This window comes from Citrobacter sp. RHBSTW-00859, assembly GCF_013729795.1.
GTDB lineage: Bacteria > Pseudomonadota > Gammaproteobacteria > Enterobacterales > Enterobacteriaceae > Citrobacter > Citrobacter braakii.
The window spans coordinates 1,102,596-1,117,657 of sequence record NZ_CP056284.1 but is presented as its reverse complement, the minus strand read 5'-3'; the positions used below and the strand labels follow the sequence as shown (position 1 = coordinate 1,117,657).

The 15,062-nt window shown below is 48.6% G+C and carries 14 protein-coding genes; 12 read left to right on the top strand and 2 right to left on the bottom strand.

The features are described 5' to 3' along the window. The first annotated feature begins 119 nt into the window (after window positions 1–119). From HV302_RS05545 to sitD, 4 genes are read left to right on the top strand one after another with little or no spacing between them, the layout of a single operon-like run. Window positions 120–1,037, top strand: a complete 918-nt coding sequence (locus tag HV302_RS05545; RefSeq protein WP_019077550.1) for a metal ABC transporter substrate-binding protein — start codon at window positions 120–122, stop codon at window positions 1,035–1,037. Continuing rightward, window positions 1,034–1,849, top strand: a complete 816-nt coding sequence (gene sitB, locus HV302_RS05540; RefSeq protein ID WP_019077551.1) for an iron/manganese ABC transporter ATP-binding protein SitB — start codon at window positions 1,034–1,036, stop codon at window positions 1,847–1,849. Before HV302_RS05545 ends, sitB begins: the two co-directional genes overlap by 4 nt. A 2-nt stretch (window positions 1,850–1,851) precedes the next feature. Continuing rightward, window positions 1,852–2,709: an iron/manganese ABC transporter permease subunit SitC gene (gene sitC / locus HV302_RS05535; RefSeq protein ID WP_016154199.1), complete on the top strand. Its 858-nt coding sequence runs from the start codon at window positions 1,852–1,854 to the stop codon at window positions 2,707–2,709. Then, window positions 2,706–3,557 (top strand): iron/manganese ABC transporter permease subunit SitD, encoded by an 852-nt coding sequence (sitD, locus tag HV302_RS05530; protein ID WP_181627019.1) that lies wholly within the window; start codon window positions 2,706–2,708, stop codon window positions 3,555–3,557. The genes sitC and sitD overlap by 4 nt, the downstream gene beginning before the upstream one ends. Window positions 3,558–3,665: 108 nt before the next feature. On the opposite strand, the gene HV302_RS05525 is transcribed toward sitD, so the two are convergent. Together HV302_RS05525 and HV302_RS05520 are read right to left on the bottom strand one after the other, a co-directional pair. Continuing rightward, entirely contained in the window at window positions 3,666–4,463 is a 798-nt protein-coding gene (locus HV302_RS05525) for an EAL domain-containing protein (protein WP_181627018.1), read from the bottom strand. Window positions 4,464–4,691: 228 nt separating this feature from the next. Then, on the bottom strand, window positions 4,692–5,294 hold the full coding sequence (locus HV302_RS05520) for a helix-turn-helix domain-containing protein (RefSeq protein WP_053389516.1): 603 nt from the start codon (window positions 5,292–5,294) through the stop codon (window positions 4,692–4,694). 400 nt (window positions 5,295–5,694) lie between these two features. On the opposite strand from HV302_RS05520, the gene HV302_RS05515 reads away from it, so the two are divergent. The 8 genes from HV302_RS05515 to HV302_RS05480 all read left to right on the top strand — a co-directional run bounded on the left by HV302_RS05515 (window position 5,695) and on the right by HV302_RS05480 (window position 15,053). Continuing rightward, a protein-coding gene (locus HV302_RS05515; protein ID WP_223429336.1) for an IS1 family transposase occupies window positions 5,695–6,392 on the top strand; the annotation gives its coding sequence in 2 pieces (ribosomal slippage) (window positions 5,695–5,944 and window positions 5,944–6,392; 699 coding nt in all). Window positions 6,393–6,526: 134 nt separating this feature from the next. Further along, a complete protein-coding gene (locus tag HV302_RS05510; RefSeq protein WP_181627017.1) occupies window positions 6,527–7,312 on the top strand; it encodes a winged helix-turn-helix domain-containing protein in 786 nt (261 codons plus the stop codon). Beyond that, window positions 7,312–7,824, top strand: a complete 513-nt coding sequence (locus tag HV302_RS05505) for a hypothetical protein (RefSeq protein WP_016154204.1) — start codon at window positions 7,312–7,314, stop codon at window positions 7,822–7,824. The genes HV302_RS05510 and HV302_RS05505 overlap by 1 nt, the downstream gene beginning before the upstream one ends. A 917-nt stretch (window positions 7,825–8,741) precedes the next feature. After that, complete coding sequence (locus HV302_RS05500) at window positions 8,742–9,302, top strand: fimbrial protein (protein ID WP_047414269.1); 561 nt, start codon at window positions 8,742–8,744, stop codon at window positions 9,300–9,302. 41 nt (window positions 9,303–9,343) lie between these two features. After that, window positions 9,344–10,051, top strand: coding sequence for a fimbrial biogenesis chaperone (locus HV302_RS05495; RefSeq protein WP_149381257.1), 708 nt, complete (start codon window positions 9,344–9,346; stop codon window positions 10,049–10,051). Between the two features lie 33 nt (window positions 10,052–10,084). Next, window positions 10,085–12,589, top strand: a complete 2,505-nt coding sequence (locus HV302_RS05490) for a fimbria/pilus outer membrane usher protein (RefSeq protein WP_181627016.1) — start codon at window positions 10,085–10,087, stop codon at window positions 12,587–12,589. 29 nt (window positions 12,590–12,618) lie between these two features. After that, window positions 12,619–13,797, top strand: a complete 1,179-nt coding sequence (locus HV302_RS05485; protein ID WP_047414273.1) for a fimbrial protein — start codon at window positions 12,619–12,621, stop codon at window positions 13,795–13,797. A gap of 68 nt (window positions 13,798–13,865) precedes the next feature. Next, on the top strand, window positions 13,866–15,053 hold the full coding sequence (locus tag HV302_RS05480) for an HD-GYP domain-containing protein (RefSeq protein WP_047414275.1): 1,188 nt from the start codon (window positions 13,866–13,868) through the stop codon (window positions 15,051–15,053). Window positions 15,054–15,062: the final 9 nt, after the last annotated feature.

Genomic DNA, 15,062 nt, shown 5'->3' with positions numbered 1-15,062 from the left:
TACATTCCTTAGCACCCTACGCAAATAAGAATTATTTTCATTTGTTTATGCCATGTGCTATATAACATAGCAAAGGCTATATTCGATGATAAATTAACCACTTTGTTGTGAGGGATACTATGCCGCATCTGCCCCATCTGAAGTCATTTCTCCTTGCCAGCGTGTTAACGGCGCTTACGCTGTCACCTGCCTGGGCGAAAGAAAAGTTCAAAGTGATAACCACCTTTACGGTGATTGCCGATATGGCAAGCAACGTGGCAGGTGACGCGGCGGACGTCAGTTCCATCACCAAACCCGGGGCAGAAATTCACGAATATCAACCCACACCGGGGGATATTAAACGGGCGCAAGGCGCACAGCTTATTCTCTCCAACGGCCTTAATCTCGAACTATGGTTTGCCCGCTTCTACCAAAATTTGTCCGGCGTACCGGAGGTCATGGTCTCAAATGGCGTGCAGCCAATGGGTATCAGCGAAGGGCCGTACAACGGCAAACCGAATCCGCATGCCTGGATGTCAGCGGAGAACGCGCTTATCTACGTGGATAACATTCGCGATGCGCTGATGAAATACGATCCCGACCATGCCGCAACCTACCAGAAAAATGCGGAGAATTATAAAGCGAAAATCCAGCAGACTCTGGCGCCACTGCATGCAGAACTGGCGAAGCTCCCTGCTGATAAACGCTGGCTGGTCACCAGCGAAGGCGCATTCTCTTACCTCGCGCGTGATAACGGCCTGAAAGAGCTGTATCTGTGGCCGATCAATGCCGATCAGCAAGGCACGCCCAAGCAGGTACGCAAAGTGATCGATGCGATCAGAAAACATCAAATCCCTACCGTATTTAGCGAAAGCACCGTGTCCGACAAACCTGCGCGTCAGGTCGCCCGCGAGTCTGGCGCGTATTACGGCGGCGTGCTGTATGTCGATTCGCTCAGCGCTGCCGATGGTCCGGTACCGACCTATCTGGATTTACTGCGCGTGACGACAGAAACCATCGTCAGCGGCATCAACGACGGGTTAAGGAGCCAAAAATGAGTCAATCTGCGATTACCGTGAATCAGGTTACGGTGACGTATCGCAACGGCCACACCGCGCTGCGGGATGCCACTTTTCAGGTTCCGGGCGGCTCAATTGCCGCTCTGGTCGGCGTAAACGGTTCGGGAAAATCAACGCTTTTTAAAGCGCTGATGGGTTTTGTCCGGTTGGCGAAAGGGGAAATATCTATTCTGCAACAACCGGTTAATAAGGCGCTCAAACAGAATCTTATCGCCTATGTCCCCCAGTCAGAAGAGGTGGACTGGTCGTTTCCGGTACTGGTGGAAGATGTAGTGATGATGGGCCGCTTTGGCCATATGGGTTGGCTGCGTCGACCAAAACAAATCGACCACGACTGCGTGGATGCGGCGCTGGCGCGGGTAGATATGCTGGACTATCGCCATCGCCAGATAGGTGAACTGTCCGGCGGGCAGAAAAAACGCGTTTTTCTGGCAAGAGCCATCGCACAGGACGGGCAGGTTATTTTACTGGATGAACCCTTCACCGGCGTGGATGTGAAAACCGAGGCCCGGATCATCGATCTGCTGCGTGAACTGCGTGATGAAGGCCGGACCATGCTGGTCTCTACCCATAATCTGGGATCCGTCACCGAATTTTGCGATTACACGGTGATGATTAAGGGCACGGTGCTGGCAAGTGGGCCAACCGAAACCACCTTTACCCACGAGAATCTCGAGCTGGCATTCAGCGGCGTTCTGCGTCACGTCGCGCTGAGCGGCGGTGAACAACACGTGATTACCGATGATGAACGTCCGTTTATTTCGCGACGCGCGGCAAGCGAGGGGGAGTAATCATGAACTGGCTGACGGAGCCGTTTGGCTACCAGTACATGCTCAACGCCATGTGGGTTTCGGCGATGGTCGGCGGCCTGTGCGCATTTCTCTCCTGCTATCTGATGCTCAAAGGCTGGTCGCTGATTGGCGATGCGCTGTCGCACTCGATCGTTCCAGGCGTAGCCGGAGCCTATATGTTAGGGCTTCCCTTCGCGCTGGGCGCATTTCTTTCCGGTGGACTGGCGGCGGGCAGCATGCTGTTTCTCAATCAGCGTTCACGCCTGAAGGAAGATGCCATTATCGGGCTGATTTTTTCGTCCTTTTTCGGTATCGGGCTATTTATGGTGTCGCTTAATCCGATGTCGGTGAACATTCAGACCATTATTCTGGGTAACATCCTGGCGATTGCGCCGGAAGATATTCTGCAACTGGCGATCATCGGCGTGGTTTCGCTGACCATTCTGTTTTTGAAGTGGAAAGATCTGATGGTGGTCTTTTTTGATGAAAACCACGCGCGGTCTATCGGGCTGAATCCGGGTCGGCTGAAGCTGTTGTTTTTTACGCTGCTCTCCGTTTCCACGATCGCCGCACTGCAAACCGTCGGCGCCTTTCTGGTGATTTGCCTGGTGGTTACGCCCGGTGCGACGGCCTGGCTGCTGACCGATCGTTTTCCTCGCCTGCTCACCATCGCCGTGGCGCTCGGCAGCCTGACCAGCTTTTTCGGTGCCTGGCTAAGCTACTGGCTGGACGGTGCAACCGGCGGAATTATCGTCGTTCTGCAAACGCTGCTGTTCCTGCTGGCATTTGTCTTCGCACCAAAACACGGTCTGCTGGCAAATCGCCGCCGCGCCCGTCTGGTGAACAAGGAGCAAGTATGATCTTAACAACGCTGCTGGAACCTTTTCAGTTTAGCTTTATGGTTAATGCGCTGGTCATCTCTACCATCGTCGCAGTGCCCTGCGCGCTGCTGTCGGTATTTTTAGTACTCAAAGGCTGGGCGTTGATGGGCGATGCCATGAGTCATGCGGTTTTCCCAGGGATTGTCCTGGCGTGGATTGCGGGCATCCCGCTGGCAATTGGCGCGTTTATCGCCGGTCTGTTCTGCGCGGTGGCGACCGGATACCTCGACGATAACAGCCGCATCAAGCGCGACACCATCATGGGTATTGTTTTCTCCGGGATGTTTGGTGCGGGTCTGGTGCTGTACGTCTCTATCCAGTCAGAAGTCCATCTCGATCATATTCTGTTCGGCGACATGCTGGGCGTATCGTTAAGCGATATCATGCAAACCGCGGTTATTACTCTGGGGATCGCGCTTATCATCGGACTTAAATGGAAAGATTTGCTACTGCATGCCTTCGACCCACATCAGGCAAAGGCCAGTGGGCTTAACACCGGACTGCTACATTACGGCCTGTTGTGCATGATCGCCCTGACGATTGTCGCCACGCTAAAATCGGTAGGGATTATTTTGTCAATTTCATTACTGATTGCACCTGGCGCCATCGCGATTTTAATGACGAGGAAATTTTCCCACGCCTTATGGCTGGCGGTGGCGATGTCGGTCATTACGTCATTTATGGGCGTGTACCTGTCATTTTTCATCGACAGCGCGCCGGCTCCTACCATCGTCGTACTATTTTCTCTGCTGTTTGTGATTACCTTTATTTATGCAACCCTGCGCGATCGGCGTTTAGAGAATCAGCTTCAGCTGCAGGATCCGTAAATTATGGGTCAGCTAATGTTCTTGATATTAATATAGCCTCCGCCAGGAGGTTATATTATCGGCAGATTACAGCATCGTGATGATACGTTTAAATAAACGGATTATAGATTACTCTAACGTGAACAACGGTTGTGGCTTGCCAATGTGGTATCCCTGTAACCACCCGACATTCATATGTTCCAGGTGCATCTGGATTTCGGCACTTTCAACAAACTCGGCGACAACCTGCATACCTTTCATTGCCGCAACCCGGCAGAAAGATTCGATGATATAGCGACTAACCTCACATTTTATAACCCCACGAACGAAAGACCCATCAATCTTCAAAATATCTGCTTCAATGTTCATCAGGCGTTCATAGCTTGCAAACCCGGCACCGAAGTCATCAATCGCGATCCGACATCCCAATTGACGTAGTAAGCGTAGTGTATCTGCCGTGTGTTCTTTATCTGACAGGGTATCAGCCTCGGTTATCTCAAAAATAATCCGTTGCGGTATCACCACATATTCCTGCAACAACGCAGTTATCTTTGCAACGATACCTGAACGACATAGCGTCACTGGCGCCAGGTTAATGGAAAAACAACTCAGCGGATGGTAGCGCATGTACTTCAGGGTGTTCTCAATAACCCAAAGATCGATATCGGGTGCTAACCCTGTGTCGCGTGCAACCGACAGAAAATGGTCAGGGGAAAGAAATTCCCCGTGCTCATTGAGCATGCGGATCAGTATCTCATGATAGGATTCATCACCACGAGTACTGACGATAGGCTGGGCCAGCAGGACAAAGGTATTGTGATCCAACGCGTTTTGCAGTGCAGCGCCAACATCCGTTGTATCGGTAGTAGGGTTGCCAAACAGTCGGCTATGCTGTGCCTCAAGGTTTTCCGGCCTGCCGTTGGTCATTGGCGATATGACTTTTGTTATTATTGGAGGGAACATCATATTCATATCAAATTAATAAATAAATACTAATTTATAGATAAAAATGGACATTCCGCGTAGCTGGCATCAGCGGTGAAGAAAAAGACAAAAACCAACATACTGATAATCAACAAAAATCACAAACCCAGTTTTTTCATTATCATTCCATCTGAGTGCAAAAAAACACGTCAGATGCTTTTAATGTTAACTTTAACATACAAAAAAAGAGAGTTTCCCTCGCTTCATAATTATTTTTCCGTCATTCACTAACTCCTGCAATACTTTGTGGATAGCACTGCGTGAGATATGATTTCGAGCGAGAATGAATGTATACACAGATGTGTTTTCACGCATCTCTGGCTCCATCGACCAAATATATTTCAGGTGCTCAATAATCAATTCACGGATAGTGCGATGCGATTGCAATTTTTCTCGCTGAAAATAGCGTTGCAGATGTAGCGTTAAAATATCAAATGCATGTTTCCAAAGATTCTTCGCAGTGAACAAAAGTTCGGCATTGGGTGCACTCATGGCCCACATTTCACAATCGGTATCACAACGTAAATAGTGTCCGGCAACTTCCGTACGCATTTGTGGCAAGCCGAGGATAGCCGGTGCAGATATACTTACCATCACTAAATCATTTTCCACACGATGAACAGAGACGGCCCCTTTCTCCAGAAACAAGATATTTCCATCACTCTTCAGATCAATACGCTGGCGTTTTTTGCGTAAGGACAGCCAGGCATTATCTGACTTTTTCATTTCATCACCAACAAGCACTACAGCATTTTCAATATCTTTCTGGAACATGGGACTCTCTACCGCAAATTATGGCTTTGTCAAAACGAGGGTGGAATTTTACTCAACACGAAAAATAAATGTCAGCTCATCAACAAGCTGACATTTATTCCCATCTACATCTACCACCGGCATTCCCTGGTGCCGTTGACGCGTTCAGACTCATGCTGTTTTCGCGTGGTGGCGCCAGGCAGTATATGACGCTGTCCATAAAGAATTAATGACAATCATCTTTGTCGTCGTTATTTCATCTTTCTGTTCTTTGCAACGTAGCCAAAAAGATACAATACATTGATTTATATATAGTTTATTTTCATTAAAAAGTTATCATTGTTGTTATATTATGATACTAAATTGGGTGATGCTGCCAACTTACTGATTTAGTGTATGATGGTGTTTTTGAGGTGCTCCAGTGGCTTCTGTTTCTATCAGCTGTCCCTCCTGTTCAGCTACTGACGGGGTGGTGCGTAACGGCAAAAGCACTGCCGGACATCAGCGCTATCTCTGCTCTCACTGCCGTAAAACATGGCAACTGCAGTTCACTTACACCGCTTCTCAACCCGGTACGCACCAGAAAATCATTGATATGGCCATGAATGGCGTTGGATGCCGGGCAACCGCCCGCATTATGGGCGTTGGCCTCAACACGATTTTACGTCACTTAAAAAACTCAGGCCGCAGTCGGTAACCTCGCGCATACAGCCGGGCAGTGACGTCATCGTCTGCGCGGAAATGGACGAACAGTGGGGCTACGTCGGTGCTAAATCACGTCAGCGCTGGCTGTTTTACGCGTATGACAGGATACGGAGGACGGTTGTGGCGCACGTCTTCGGTGAACGCACTCTGGCCACACTGGAGCGTCTTCTGAGCCTGCTGTCGGCCTTTGAGGTCGTGGTATGGATGACGGATGGCTGGCCGCTGTATGAATCCCGCCTGAAGGGAAAGCTGCACGTAATCAGCAAGCGTTACACTCAGCGCATTGAGCGACATAACCTGAATCTGAGACAACATCTGGCAAGGCTGGGACGGAAGTCACTGTCGTTCTCAAAATCGGTGGAGCTGCATGACAAGGTCATCGGGCATTATCTGAACATAAAACACTATCAGTAAGTTGGAGTCATTACCCTAAATTGAAACACTTCGCGGTTCTCGCTGCAGGGTCGGGTCCATACTGGTGGTCTTTATGGGCTAAGTGGTATCATGACTCGCCAACCGCCTGGCGCACCAGCAAGAGTAGAAACATCATGTCTGAGACTGGCAATGTCAGTTATCTGATTGAAAAAATAATAATATTTATGCCAGCTACACAATCTCTGGCGCGGATAGATCAACCCAATCAGCGGATAAAACTCAAACACTCGGCGTCATTATGTCTTTTATTACTTATTCAACATCGCGGGCAAGTGGTTTCCCAAAACGAACTACTGGAATTCGGCTGGGGTAAAAATCACCGCCAGGTGAGCTTCAACGCCTTTTATCAAAGCATTCTCTCTTTGCGCAAAAGTTTGCTGCAGCTGGAACTGGAGCAACCGCTTATCACCACGATCCCCCGCAAAGGGCTGATCATCCAGGAAGAGTTCAATATTCAGGTGATTGAAACTCCGGAGGAGAGCGTATCTTTTACAGCAGAACCCTTAGTGCCGGATGCCGCCATAGAAGAACTGTCAGATGACACAGCGCGCCAACCTTTGATAACCACTGCTGAAATGGTAATACTTGCTATTACCCTGATAATTTGTGTGCTTATAATGTATCCGTGGCAAACCAGTGATAACTATTTCTCCGGCTATATCACCGCAGACAAAGCCCCCACTGACTGTCAGTATTATTTTAATAATGATGCCAGTAATTTCTCCCGACATACGGCATTTATCAACAAAAATCCTGGGTTGTGTCAGAGCCATAAATTTATCTATATCACCACCTACCCTGAATCCAAGAAATTATCCGTGCTTGTATGTCGCTCACCGATGAAAAACAGGCAGGAAAACGCCTGTCAGTCGGTTTATTACCCACGGTATGATAGCTAATGAATTTTTATTCCCGAACGCCCCGCATCCAGACAGGTATTATCCTGTTGCTTTGTTTTGCTGCGCTAATTGTTACCGCCGTCTACCGGTACAGTAAAAACAATGGTCAGTTACATAATCTGACCTGTCGGTCTGCCATCGAGATTGTACGCAATACAAGCTCATTCCGAGGGATCATTGATATCAAAACCGGCGGCAGCAAAGGTATTGTGAATATTGATGGCATTATCAAAGATGCCGAAAATAATGAGCAGACCGTGCAACGCATGGTACTTTTTACACAATCCAGCTACGGCTCAAGCCCGGTTTGGATTTCGCAGAAAATCCAAATATCCAATCGCGAAACAGCACCCGCCAGTCTCATTCAGGAACTCCTCCCCGACTTCTTCCTGACCAACACCAGCGTATCCAACGTCGATTTTTTTGCGCTGAATAGAGAGACGTATTTGATTACCAAAGAGGGGATCCCCTATCTGTACTGCCAGAATTATGCGTTGCCGGAAAATGAATAATCAGTAAGCGAAGATTAAATAAGAGCAAAAACGATTTGAAAGAGTCACTTGATACGGACTTCACGAACCACACGCCCAAGATGCCTTGGTGTGTTAATGCTGATTAATAAAGATTATTTTCTCTCATAATATAAAAACCCTATTCTAACCTACACTACCATAACTCACTGATTATGCGAACATTGTTACCCTGTTCGTCCAGCGTTATAACTCTCTGGTTTTCCAATAATCCCTTCCCTCTCTGACCGCCAGTAACAAATGTCACCGACAGTTGTATATTGATGCAACGATGATTTTATAGCTCGGGCGACTTTTCAGGCGCAGAGTTAGCGGTGAAATTTGACAGTGTGCCAAGCTGATATTCTGCAATGCGGCACAATCATCCGGTCAGACAGGTATTGAGCATGTTCATAACCCGATTGATTGCCCTGCCCGGGAGTCCACTTTAGCCCAGGGCCGACACAGTAATTGTATCTAACACGTTTATTTTATTAAGCTTTTGATAACAATTAGTTAATTAATTTATTCATTCGCCTATTCCTCTGTTCTGCAAAAACGTCATTTGCAGCTTTTGTCCATCATCTAACCAGTAATTACTTTCTTAACGCTAGCCTCTTCATCCCCTCGCTCATGATATAAATTTATAAAAAACATTAAAAATAGCGTTTTAATCTTAAAAAAATAATTTAATCGATATTTACATTTACCAAATATGCAAACAATGGTCTTATATTCCAACCTTACAGCGTGACGCGAAATGTTGTTCTGCAACCGAATGCGCCACTCCAGAGAAGGTGAAATGAATCATCAACATCTGTTCAGATGCCAGGGATGATGTAGCGCGAACCAGGGAGCAGGGAAAAAGTTTCACGCTACTGACAAAAGTAAATTTGATTATGAAAATGGGATATACACAAATGTTTAACAAAACATTCATCGTAGCGGCATTGATGGTTTCCGGCTCTGCATTTGCAGCTGAATCAACCGGCGTAGCGGGTGGCACTATTACCTTTAACGGTTCAGTGTCCGATACCACCTGTAACGTGGTGACCAATAACGGTTCAGACTTCACGGTAAACCTTTCCCCTATTGCTGTGGGTGATATGGGCACCACCGCCGGTGTTGTTAAAACCAACGCCAAAGACTTCACCATGAATCTGAAAAACTGCTCTGCAGCATCGGACGAAGCTAAAACGCTTAAAATCACTTTCAGCAGCAGTAACCTGTCGGATGACGCTAAATACCTGAAAAACTACAGCGACAATGGTGCCGAGGGTGTGGGTATTGCGCTAACCAAAGACGGTAACACTGCCGTACCGTTTGATACCGCTTTCGATACTGGTCTGAGTTCCGCTGACGCTGCCACCGAAGATGGCGTCACACTGACCATGTATGCCAACTACTACAACTACGGTGGCGCGGCCGTAACAACCGGTAAAGTAGTTACTGACGCAACTTATTCCTTCAGCTACGACTAACTCATTCAGCCGGGGTCTCCCCGGCTCTCCTCTACGACATTATGAAAACTCTGATATTTTTTCTTGCGGCTACGTTCATTTCCATGAATGCCAGCGCAAGCGTTGTGATCAACGAAACGCGTGTTATTTATCCGGCCAGCACCAAATTTGTGTCGGTGCAACTGGTAAACGACAGCGAACAAACCCATCTGGTGCAGTCCTGGATTGACGAGGGCGATGCTTCCGCCGCGCCGGAGAAAGTCAAAGTGCCGTTTTCTCTGCTGCCTCCGGTCGTAAAAATGAGCGGACACGCCGGACAGGCTCTGAAAATCTCGGCGATGAACACCCATTCGCTGCCAAAAGACCGCGAAAGTGTGTTCTGGCTTAACGTTCTGGATGTCCCTCCCGTCCCTGAAGGGAGTGGAGATAGCTACCTACAAGTGGCCATTCGCAATCGTATAAAACTGTTCTATCGTCCGGATCAACTGAGCGATCTCGACAGCAGCGTGGCGGAGAAAATTACCGTTTCGACTTCTGGCGGTCACACCTGCCTGAAGAATAATTCGCCATATTACATGACCATCCCTCAGGTCGTGACATGGCAGGGGGGCGAGCTAAAGCAAAGCCGAAAAGATAATTTACTGGCTGAGACTGCGTTTATACCGCCGTTTGGCTGCGCGCTGGTATCCAGCAAAATTCAGTCCGGTGGGCAATATCGCCTTACCTGGCTTGATGATTATGGCGCAAAGAGATTCAGCACTATCCACTGATATCCCAGATAAATGACTCCAGGTTCAATTCTGATGAAAAACAGTTCTCTGTTTCGTATAAGTTTGCTAGTTCACTCTGTCAGCCTCGCGATATTTTCATACGGCGCGTTGGCGGAGGATTTTAATAGCAGCCTGCTGGTAGGTAATTCAGCAGATATGGACTGGAGTAATTCTCGGCTGGTTATGACGCCGGGGGCTTATGATTTGGATGTTTATGTGAATAACGTCTGGCGCGGGAAATTTAATATTTCCGTCGCTAATGACGATAAAGGTACTCTGCTTATTAATAAAGACGACGCATCTCTACTGGATATTCAGGGGCTGGATGATATTGTAAATAAAAGCACCGCTGAAAAGCTCGACGTTAATACCCTGCTACACGGAGGGAAAAGCGCCCTGATACCCGGCACACTGCGTCTGGATTTAGAAGTACCTCAGGCTTTCGTAAAAGAATATAGCCGTAACTGGGTGTCACCGCAAAAATGGGATCAGGGAATTAATGGCCTGTATACCAATTACAATTTCAACTATTACAATTTTCACGGCCTGCAGAATGGCTATAGTGACAGCGATAATCTGTATTTATCGCTGAACAGCGGACTAAACATGTATGGCTGGCATTTTCTCGATAGCTCATCGTGGATGCGCTACAGCGCAATGAACAAAGGTAGCTGGATAAATACCACGCGTTTTGTTGAAAAACCAATTGCGGCAATCGATTCGGTACTGCGCATTGGTCGAAGCTATACGACGTCTGATTATTTTGACACGGTCCGTTTTCGTGGGGTGACACTGAATAAAAGTCGTCAGATGTTACCGGACAGCGAAAACGTTTATATGCCGGTGATCGAAGGTGTTGCAACCAGTTCTGCGGTGGTCAGTATCTCCCAGGATGGTCATATCATCCACCAGATCAATGTCCCGCCTGGTCCCTTTGCCATCCGCGATCTGATGCCTACCGGCTCACGCAGCGATTTATCCGTCGAGGTAAAAAACACCGGCGGCAACATTGAGCGCTTCATTGTGCCATTCTCCTCGATCCCGGATATGCAGCGCCCCGGCAGCAGCGACTATCAGATTAACGTCGGGGCGGTGGACATGCGCAACGTCGACGATAGCAGCCATTTTACCCGGGTGAGCTATTCACGTGGGGTGAATAACTACCTCACCGCGTCAGCGGGCGGGATCTTGAGCCAGAATTATCAGTCTCTGCTTCTGGGAGGAGCTGTTTCCATCCCCTACGCTGGGTCACTCTCGGCTTCCGTGGAGGAGTCGCAGTATCGTCTGCCTGGCGATAGCCGTCGCCACGGAGAAAAATACGCGCTGTCCTGGAGTAAATACTTCCCGACCCGCACCAATATTTCGCTGGCTTCGTATTATTACCGTACTCAGGATTACGCTTCTTTTAGCGATTATATCCTGACCAAATCCAATATTAAGGATTATGGCGGAACGGGCACCTCAACGATCAACAGCAAACAAGCCTTTAGCGCCAATATTAATCAGCCGCTGGGGGAACAATTTGGAAGACTGTCGCTTTCAGCCTACTGGCGCGATTACTGGCGCGGTCAGAAAAGTAGCCGTCAGTACAACCTGACCTGGAGCAATGCCAGTCACGGCGTCAACTACTCGGTTTCGCTGCGCCGCTCGGAGGTTACGCAGTCCTATTACGACTATGAAACCAATTATGAAGGCGACCTGGTGAGCGCGTTGCGTTCACGCGGTAAGACGGAAAACAACCTCTATTTTTCTGTCACGATACCGATGTCGATATTCGGCAGCGGCGGCAGCCTGTCTTCTCATGCCAGCGTGCAGAACGGCAAATATTCCTCTTCTGACGTCAGCATGAGCGGGAATATGCATGATGTTGACTACAGCCTGATGCTGAGCCACGACAGTGACAACGATTCGCGGGCAGCCGATCTCTACACCAGCTGGAAAAATGACTATACCAGCATGAACAGCGGCGCGACCCTGGCCCGTGAATATCGCCAGCTAAGCCTGGGTGCCAGCGGCAATCTGCTGGCATGGAAGGGTGGGCTGCTGGCGTCTCCTCATAACGGACGTAATTTTGTCATTATTGAAGCGCCAGGAGTGGTGAACGCGGTCGTTAACGGCGATACCTCCGCACACACCAACAGCAAAGGTATCGCCCTCATCACCAGCGCGACACCGTACCGACAGAATAATTTCCATCTGGAGCAGGATGGAACCCAAAAAAGCGACGTCGACCTTGAAGGTAATTTACTCAATGTGGCGCCGTACGAAGGCAGTATCAGCTGGCTGAAGTACAAAACTGACACGCGCAGACTCTTCACTTTTGATGTGCAAACCGCGGAAGGGGGTCAGTTGCCGTTTGGCGCGGTTGTCAGCGGTGCCGGGAATGAAGAAGTCGGCTATGTCGCACAGGGGAGTCAGATTTTTATTAAGTCAGAGACGCTTCCCGCCAGCCTGAAAGTGAATATCAGCAAAGGCAAAACTAAAAAATTCTGCACTATTTCCCAGCCTGCAGAGCATGCTGAAAATATTTGTCGCTAACTCAGTTTACTCAGCTAACAGAATCAATCATGAAAAAATTATTTTATCTTATGGTTACGGCCATAATACTGACCGCACTCCCAATATTATCTGCACAAGCACAGTCGCAGGCTCAGTCTCGCGGTGTAACAGGCGATACCTGCCGTAATTCCGGCATACTTTTTACCAGCGTCGCAGAATCGGATAAGTCGCTAAATCTTTCATCGGCTTTCGTGAATTCAAACGTCGTTGAATATTCCTATACCACCAGTTGGTCGGGTAGTATGACCTGTACTTACGGGAATATTGGGATCGGTGGTCTGGCGCAAGACCACTTATATTATTTTACCGGTTTCAACGGTTCTCCTGTTTATTTGAATTTCAACAGTGCGGATGGTGAAAGTAGCTACTGGATAAAATTAACGGCCACCATTAGTGGCGATACCAAAGTGACTGTCAGCGGTATCGTGGGCATTCACTCTCTGTCATATCAGACACAATATACGCTGCGGGCGGAATTAATGTCGGCTCCGCCTGTGGGCATGGAAAGCTATACCAAAACCACAACCAGCGGCGCACTGTCGGTCATACCTGCGGTGATGAGCGGTACCGGAAGCGGCTCCAGCTCACCGTTCCTTTCCAGCAAAACATATGCTTATCGCGCCTGGTCCAATATGATGTCTGAAACCGCACGCAAAAGCTGGAATACCGATTATTTTATTGCTTATGAGAAGCTGACGATTCAGTTTGAGCCAAAAGAAACAACCTGCAATATGACGCGGGACATGAGCGTGAAATTACCCCCTGCTCCGTTTAGCGTCCTGAAAAAAAATGGAAAGGCAGCTGGTGCCGATTTCACGATCCCGCTGAAGTGCGGCAACCTGGCCGGAATTAAAACGTCTACCCGCAATGTTAAGGCCTGGTTATCCAGCAATGATTTAGTCAGTTCTGATACCAGCTACCAGATAATGGTCAACGATGAAACCACGGCGGGAGGGGTAGGTATTGCCATTCGTAGCCGGATGTTTATGGGTGACTATGATGAGGTGCAAATATCCAGTAGCAATAATATGGAACATGCCTCACAAATATTAGATATCGCTAAAGATGATGATATAAGCAATACGCAATACATTTATCTTCATGCTTATTACAAAGTTTATAACGCATCAGCATTATCAACCGGTAGCGTGGTGGCGACTGCGCAGATAATGTTTGGCTACGATTAACCCCCCTATTTTACTGTGGCCCAGACGGGCTACTGTAAGTTTTTAATTTAATTCTCTTAAAGGATTTTATGAAAATATCTGTTCAAACCGTGCTTGATCTTCTGCACAGCATTATGCACCCGCTTTCTCCTGAACTGGTGCATCATTTGCAACGCACGGGTCTCATTTGCTGGTATCTCGGGAATCGAGCCGGTTTTGACAGTGCAGCCATCAATAACGCCTGGCTTGCGGGTATGTTGCACAATATCGGGGCGCTGAGCAAAGTGCATCCCTTCAGTGGCGCCCATGGTAAAGCCTTTATTGAAGAGCATGGACGACTTGGCGCCTCAATGATGTCCGGCGTACGTTTTTTACAGCCAGTGACCGCAATTCTTGAAACGCGCCACGCGGATGCCTTGGGTTACACGCAGAATACAATGCTAAATACCTGGCATCTGGTGCATCTGGCCGATGAGTTTGAGCTGTGGCTGCGCGGGATTGAAGGTGACTATGTGGCCCAACGGCATAATATTGTTTCCGGTTTTCTGGCCAGTAGCCCACTATGGCCATCGTGCCTGGTCGAGGCGCTACAGGATGCCAGCCATGAGGATGGTTTCTGGTTTCGCCTGAGTTCGCCCTCATTACAACAGGTGCTGCGTGTTATCAGCCCGCTCAATGATGTGGTGCTGGATCACCATGATTTTCTGGAGGTCTGCCTGCTGATTTCGAATATCGTCGATAAATACAGCAGCTTTACGCAGACTCACAGTACCAGCGTGGCTCACGTGGCGGCGAAGCTTGCGGAGCTGTACGGCTGCGATCGCTACACCCAGGATAAAATCCGCATCGCGGGGTACCTGCACGATATTGGCAAGCTGGGTATTCCACTGGAAATCCTCGAGAAGCAGGGAAAGCTGGAGCCGGACGAGTACGCGCAAATGAAGCGCCACAGCTATAAGACGCTGGAGATGCTACATCCCATTGAGGAGCTGGGTGAAATCGTACACTGGGCGGCAAGACATCATGAACGCCTCGACGGCAGCGGCTATCCTTTTCGCCTGGGTGCGGCTGCGCTGGATATCCCTTCGCGTATTATTGCTGTGGCTGATGTTTTCACCGCGATGACCGAGAACCGCCCCTATCGTCAGGGGATGTCCAGCGAAAAAGCATTGATTATTCTGGAGGAAGAGGCGTCAAATTTTCGTCTGGATCGGGACATTGTCGATCTGCTAAGCCATAATATTGCAGTGCTCAGACCTTTGGTTGCGATGTACTAAGCCAGGCAT

Bases quoted from the DNA above. Each gene is read 5' to 3' on its own strand.
- sitD (WP_181627019.1), top strand. From the start codon at position 2,706: ATGATCTTAACAACGCTGCTGGAACCTTTTCAGTTTAGCTTTATGGTT.
- HV302_RS05495 (WP_149381257.1), top strand. From the start codon at position 9,344: ATGAAAACTCTGATATTTTTTCTTGCGGCTACGTTCATTTCCATGAAT.
- sitC (WP_016154199.1), top strand. From the start codon at position 1,852: ATGAACTGGCTGACGGAGCCGTTTGGCTACCAGTACATGCTCAACGCC.
- HV302_RS05480 (WP_047414275.1), top strand. From the start codon at position 13,866: ATGAAAATATCTGTTCAAACCGTGCTTGATCTTCTGCACAGCATTATG.
- HV302_RS05545 (WP_019077550.1), top strand. From the start codon at position 120: ATGCCGCATCTGCCCCATCTGAAGTCATTTCTCCTTGCCAGCGTGTTA.
- sitB (WP_019077551.1), top strand. From the start codon at position 1,034: ATGAGTCAATCTGCGATTACCGTGAATCAGGTTACGGTGACGTATCGC.
- HV302_RS05485 (WP_047414273.1), top strand. From the start codon at position 12,619: ATGAAAAAATTATTTTATCTTATGGTTACGGCCATAATACTGACCGCA.
- HV302_RS05500 (WP_047414269.1), top strand. From the start codon at position 8,742: ATGTTTAACAAAACATTCATCGTAGCGGCATTGATGGTTTCCGGCTCT.
- HV302_RS05490 (WP_181627016.1), top strand. From the start codon at position 10,085: ATGAAAAACAGTTCTCTGTTTCGTATAAGTTTGCTAGTTCACTCTGTC.
- HV302_RS05505 (WP_016154204.1), top strand. From the start codon at position 7,312: ATGAATTTTTATTCCCGAACGCCCCGCATCCAGACAGGTATTATCCTG.
- HV302_RS05525 (WP_181627018.1), bottom strand. From the start codon at position 4,463: ATGACCAACGGCAGGCCGGAAAACCTTGAGGCACAGCATAGCCGACTG.
- HV302_RS05520 (WP_053389516.1), bottom strand. From the start codon at position 5,294: ATGTTCCAGAAAGATATTGAAAATGCTGTAGTGCTTGTTGGTGATGAA.
- HV302_RS05510 (WP_181627017.1), top strand. From the start codon at position 6,527: ATGTCTGAGACTGGCAATGTCAGTTATCTGATTGAAAAAATAATAATA.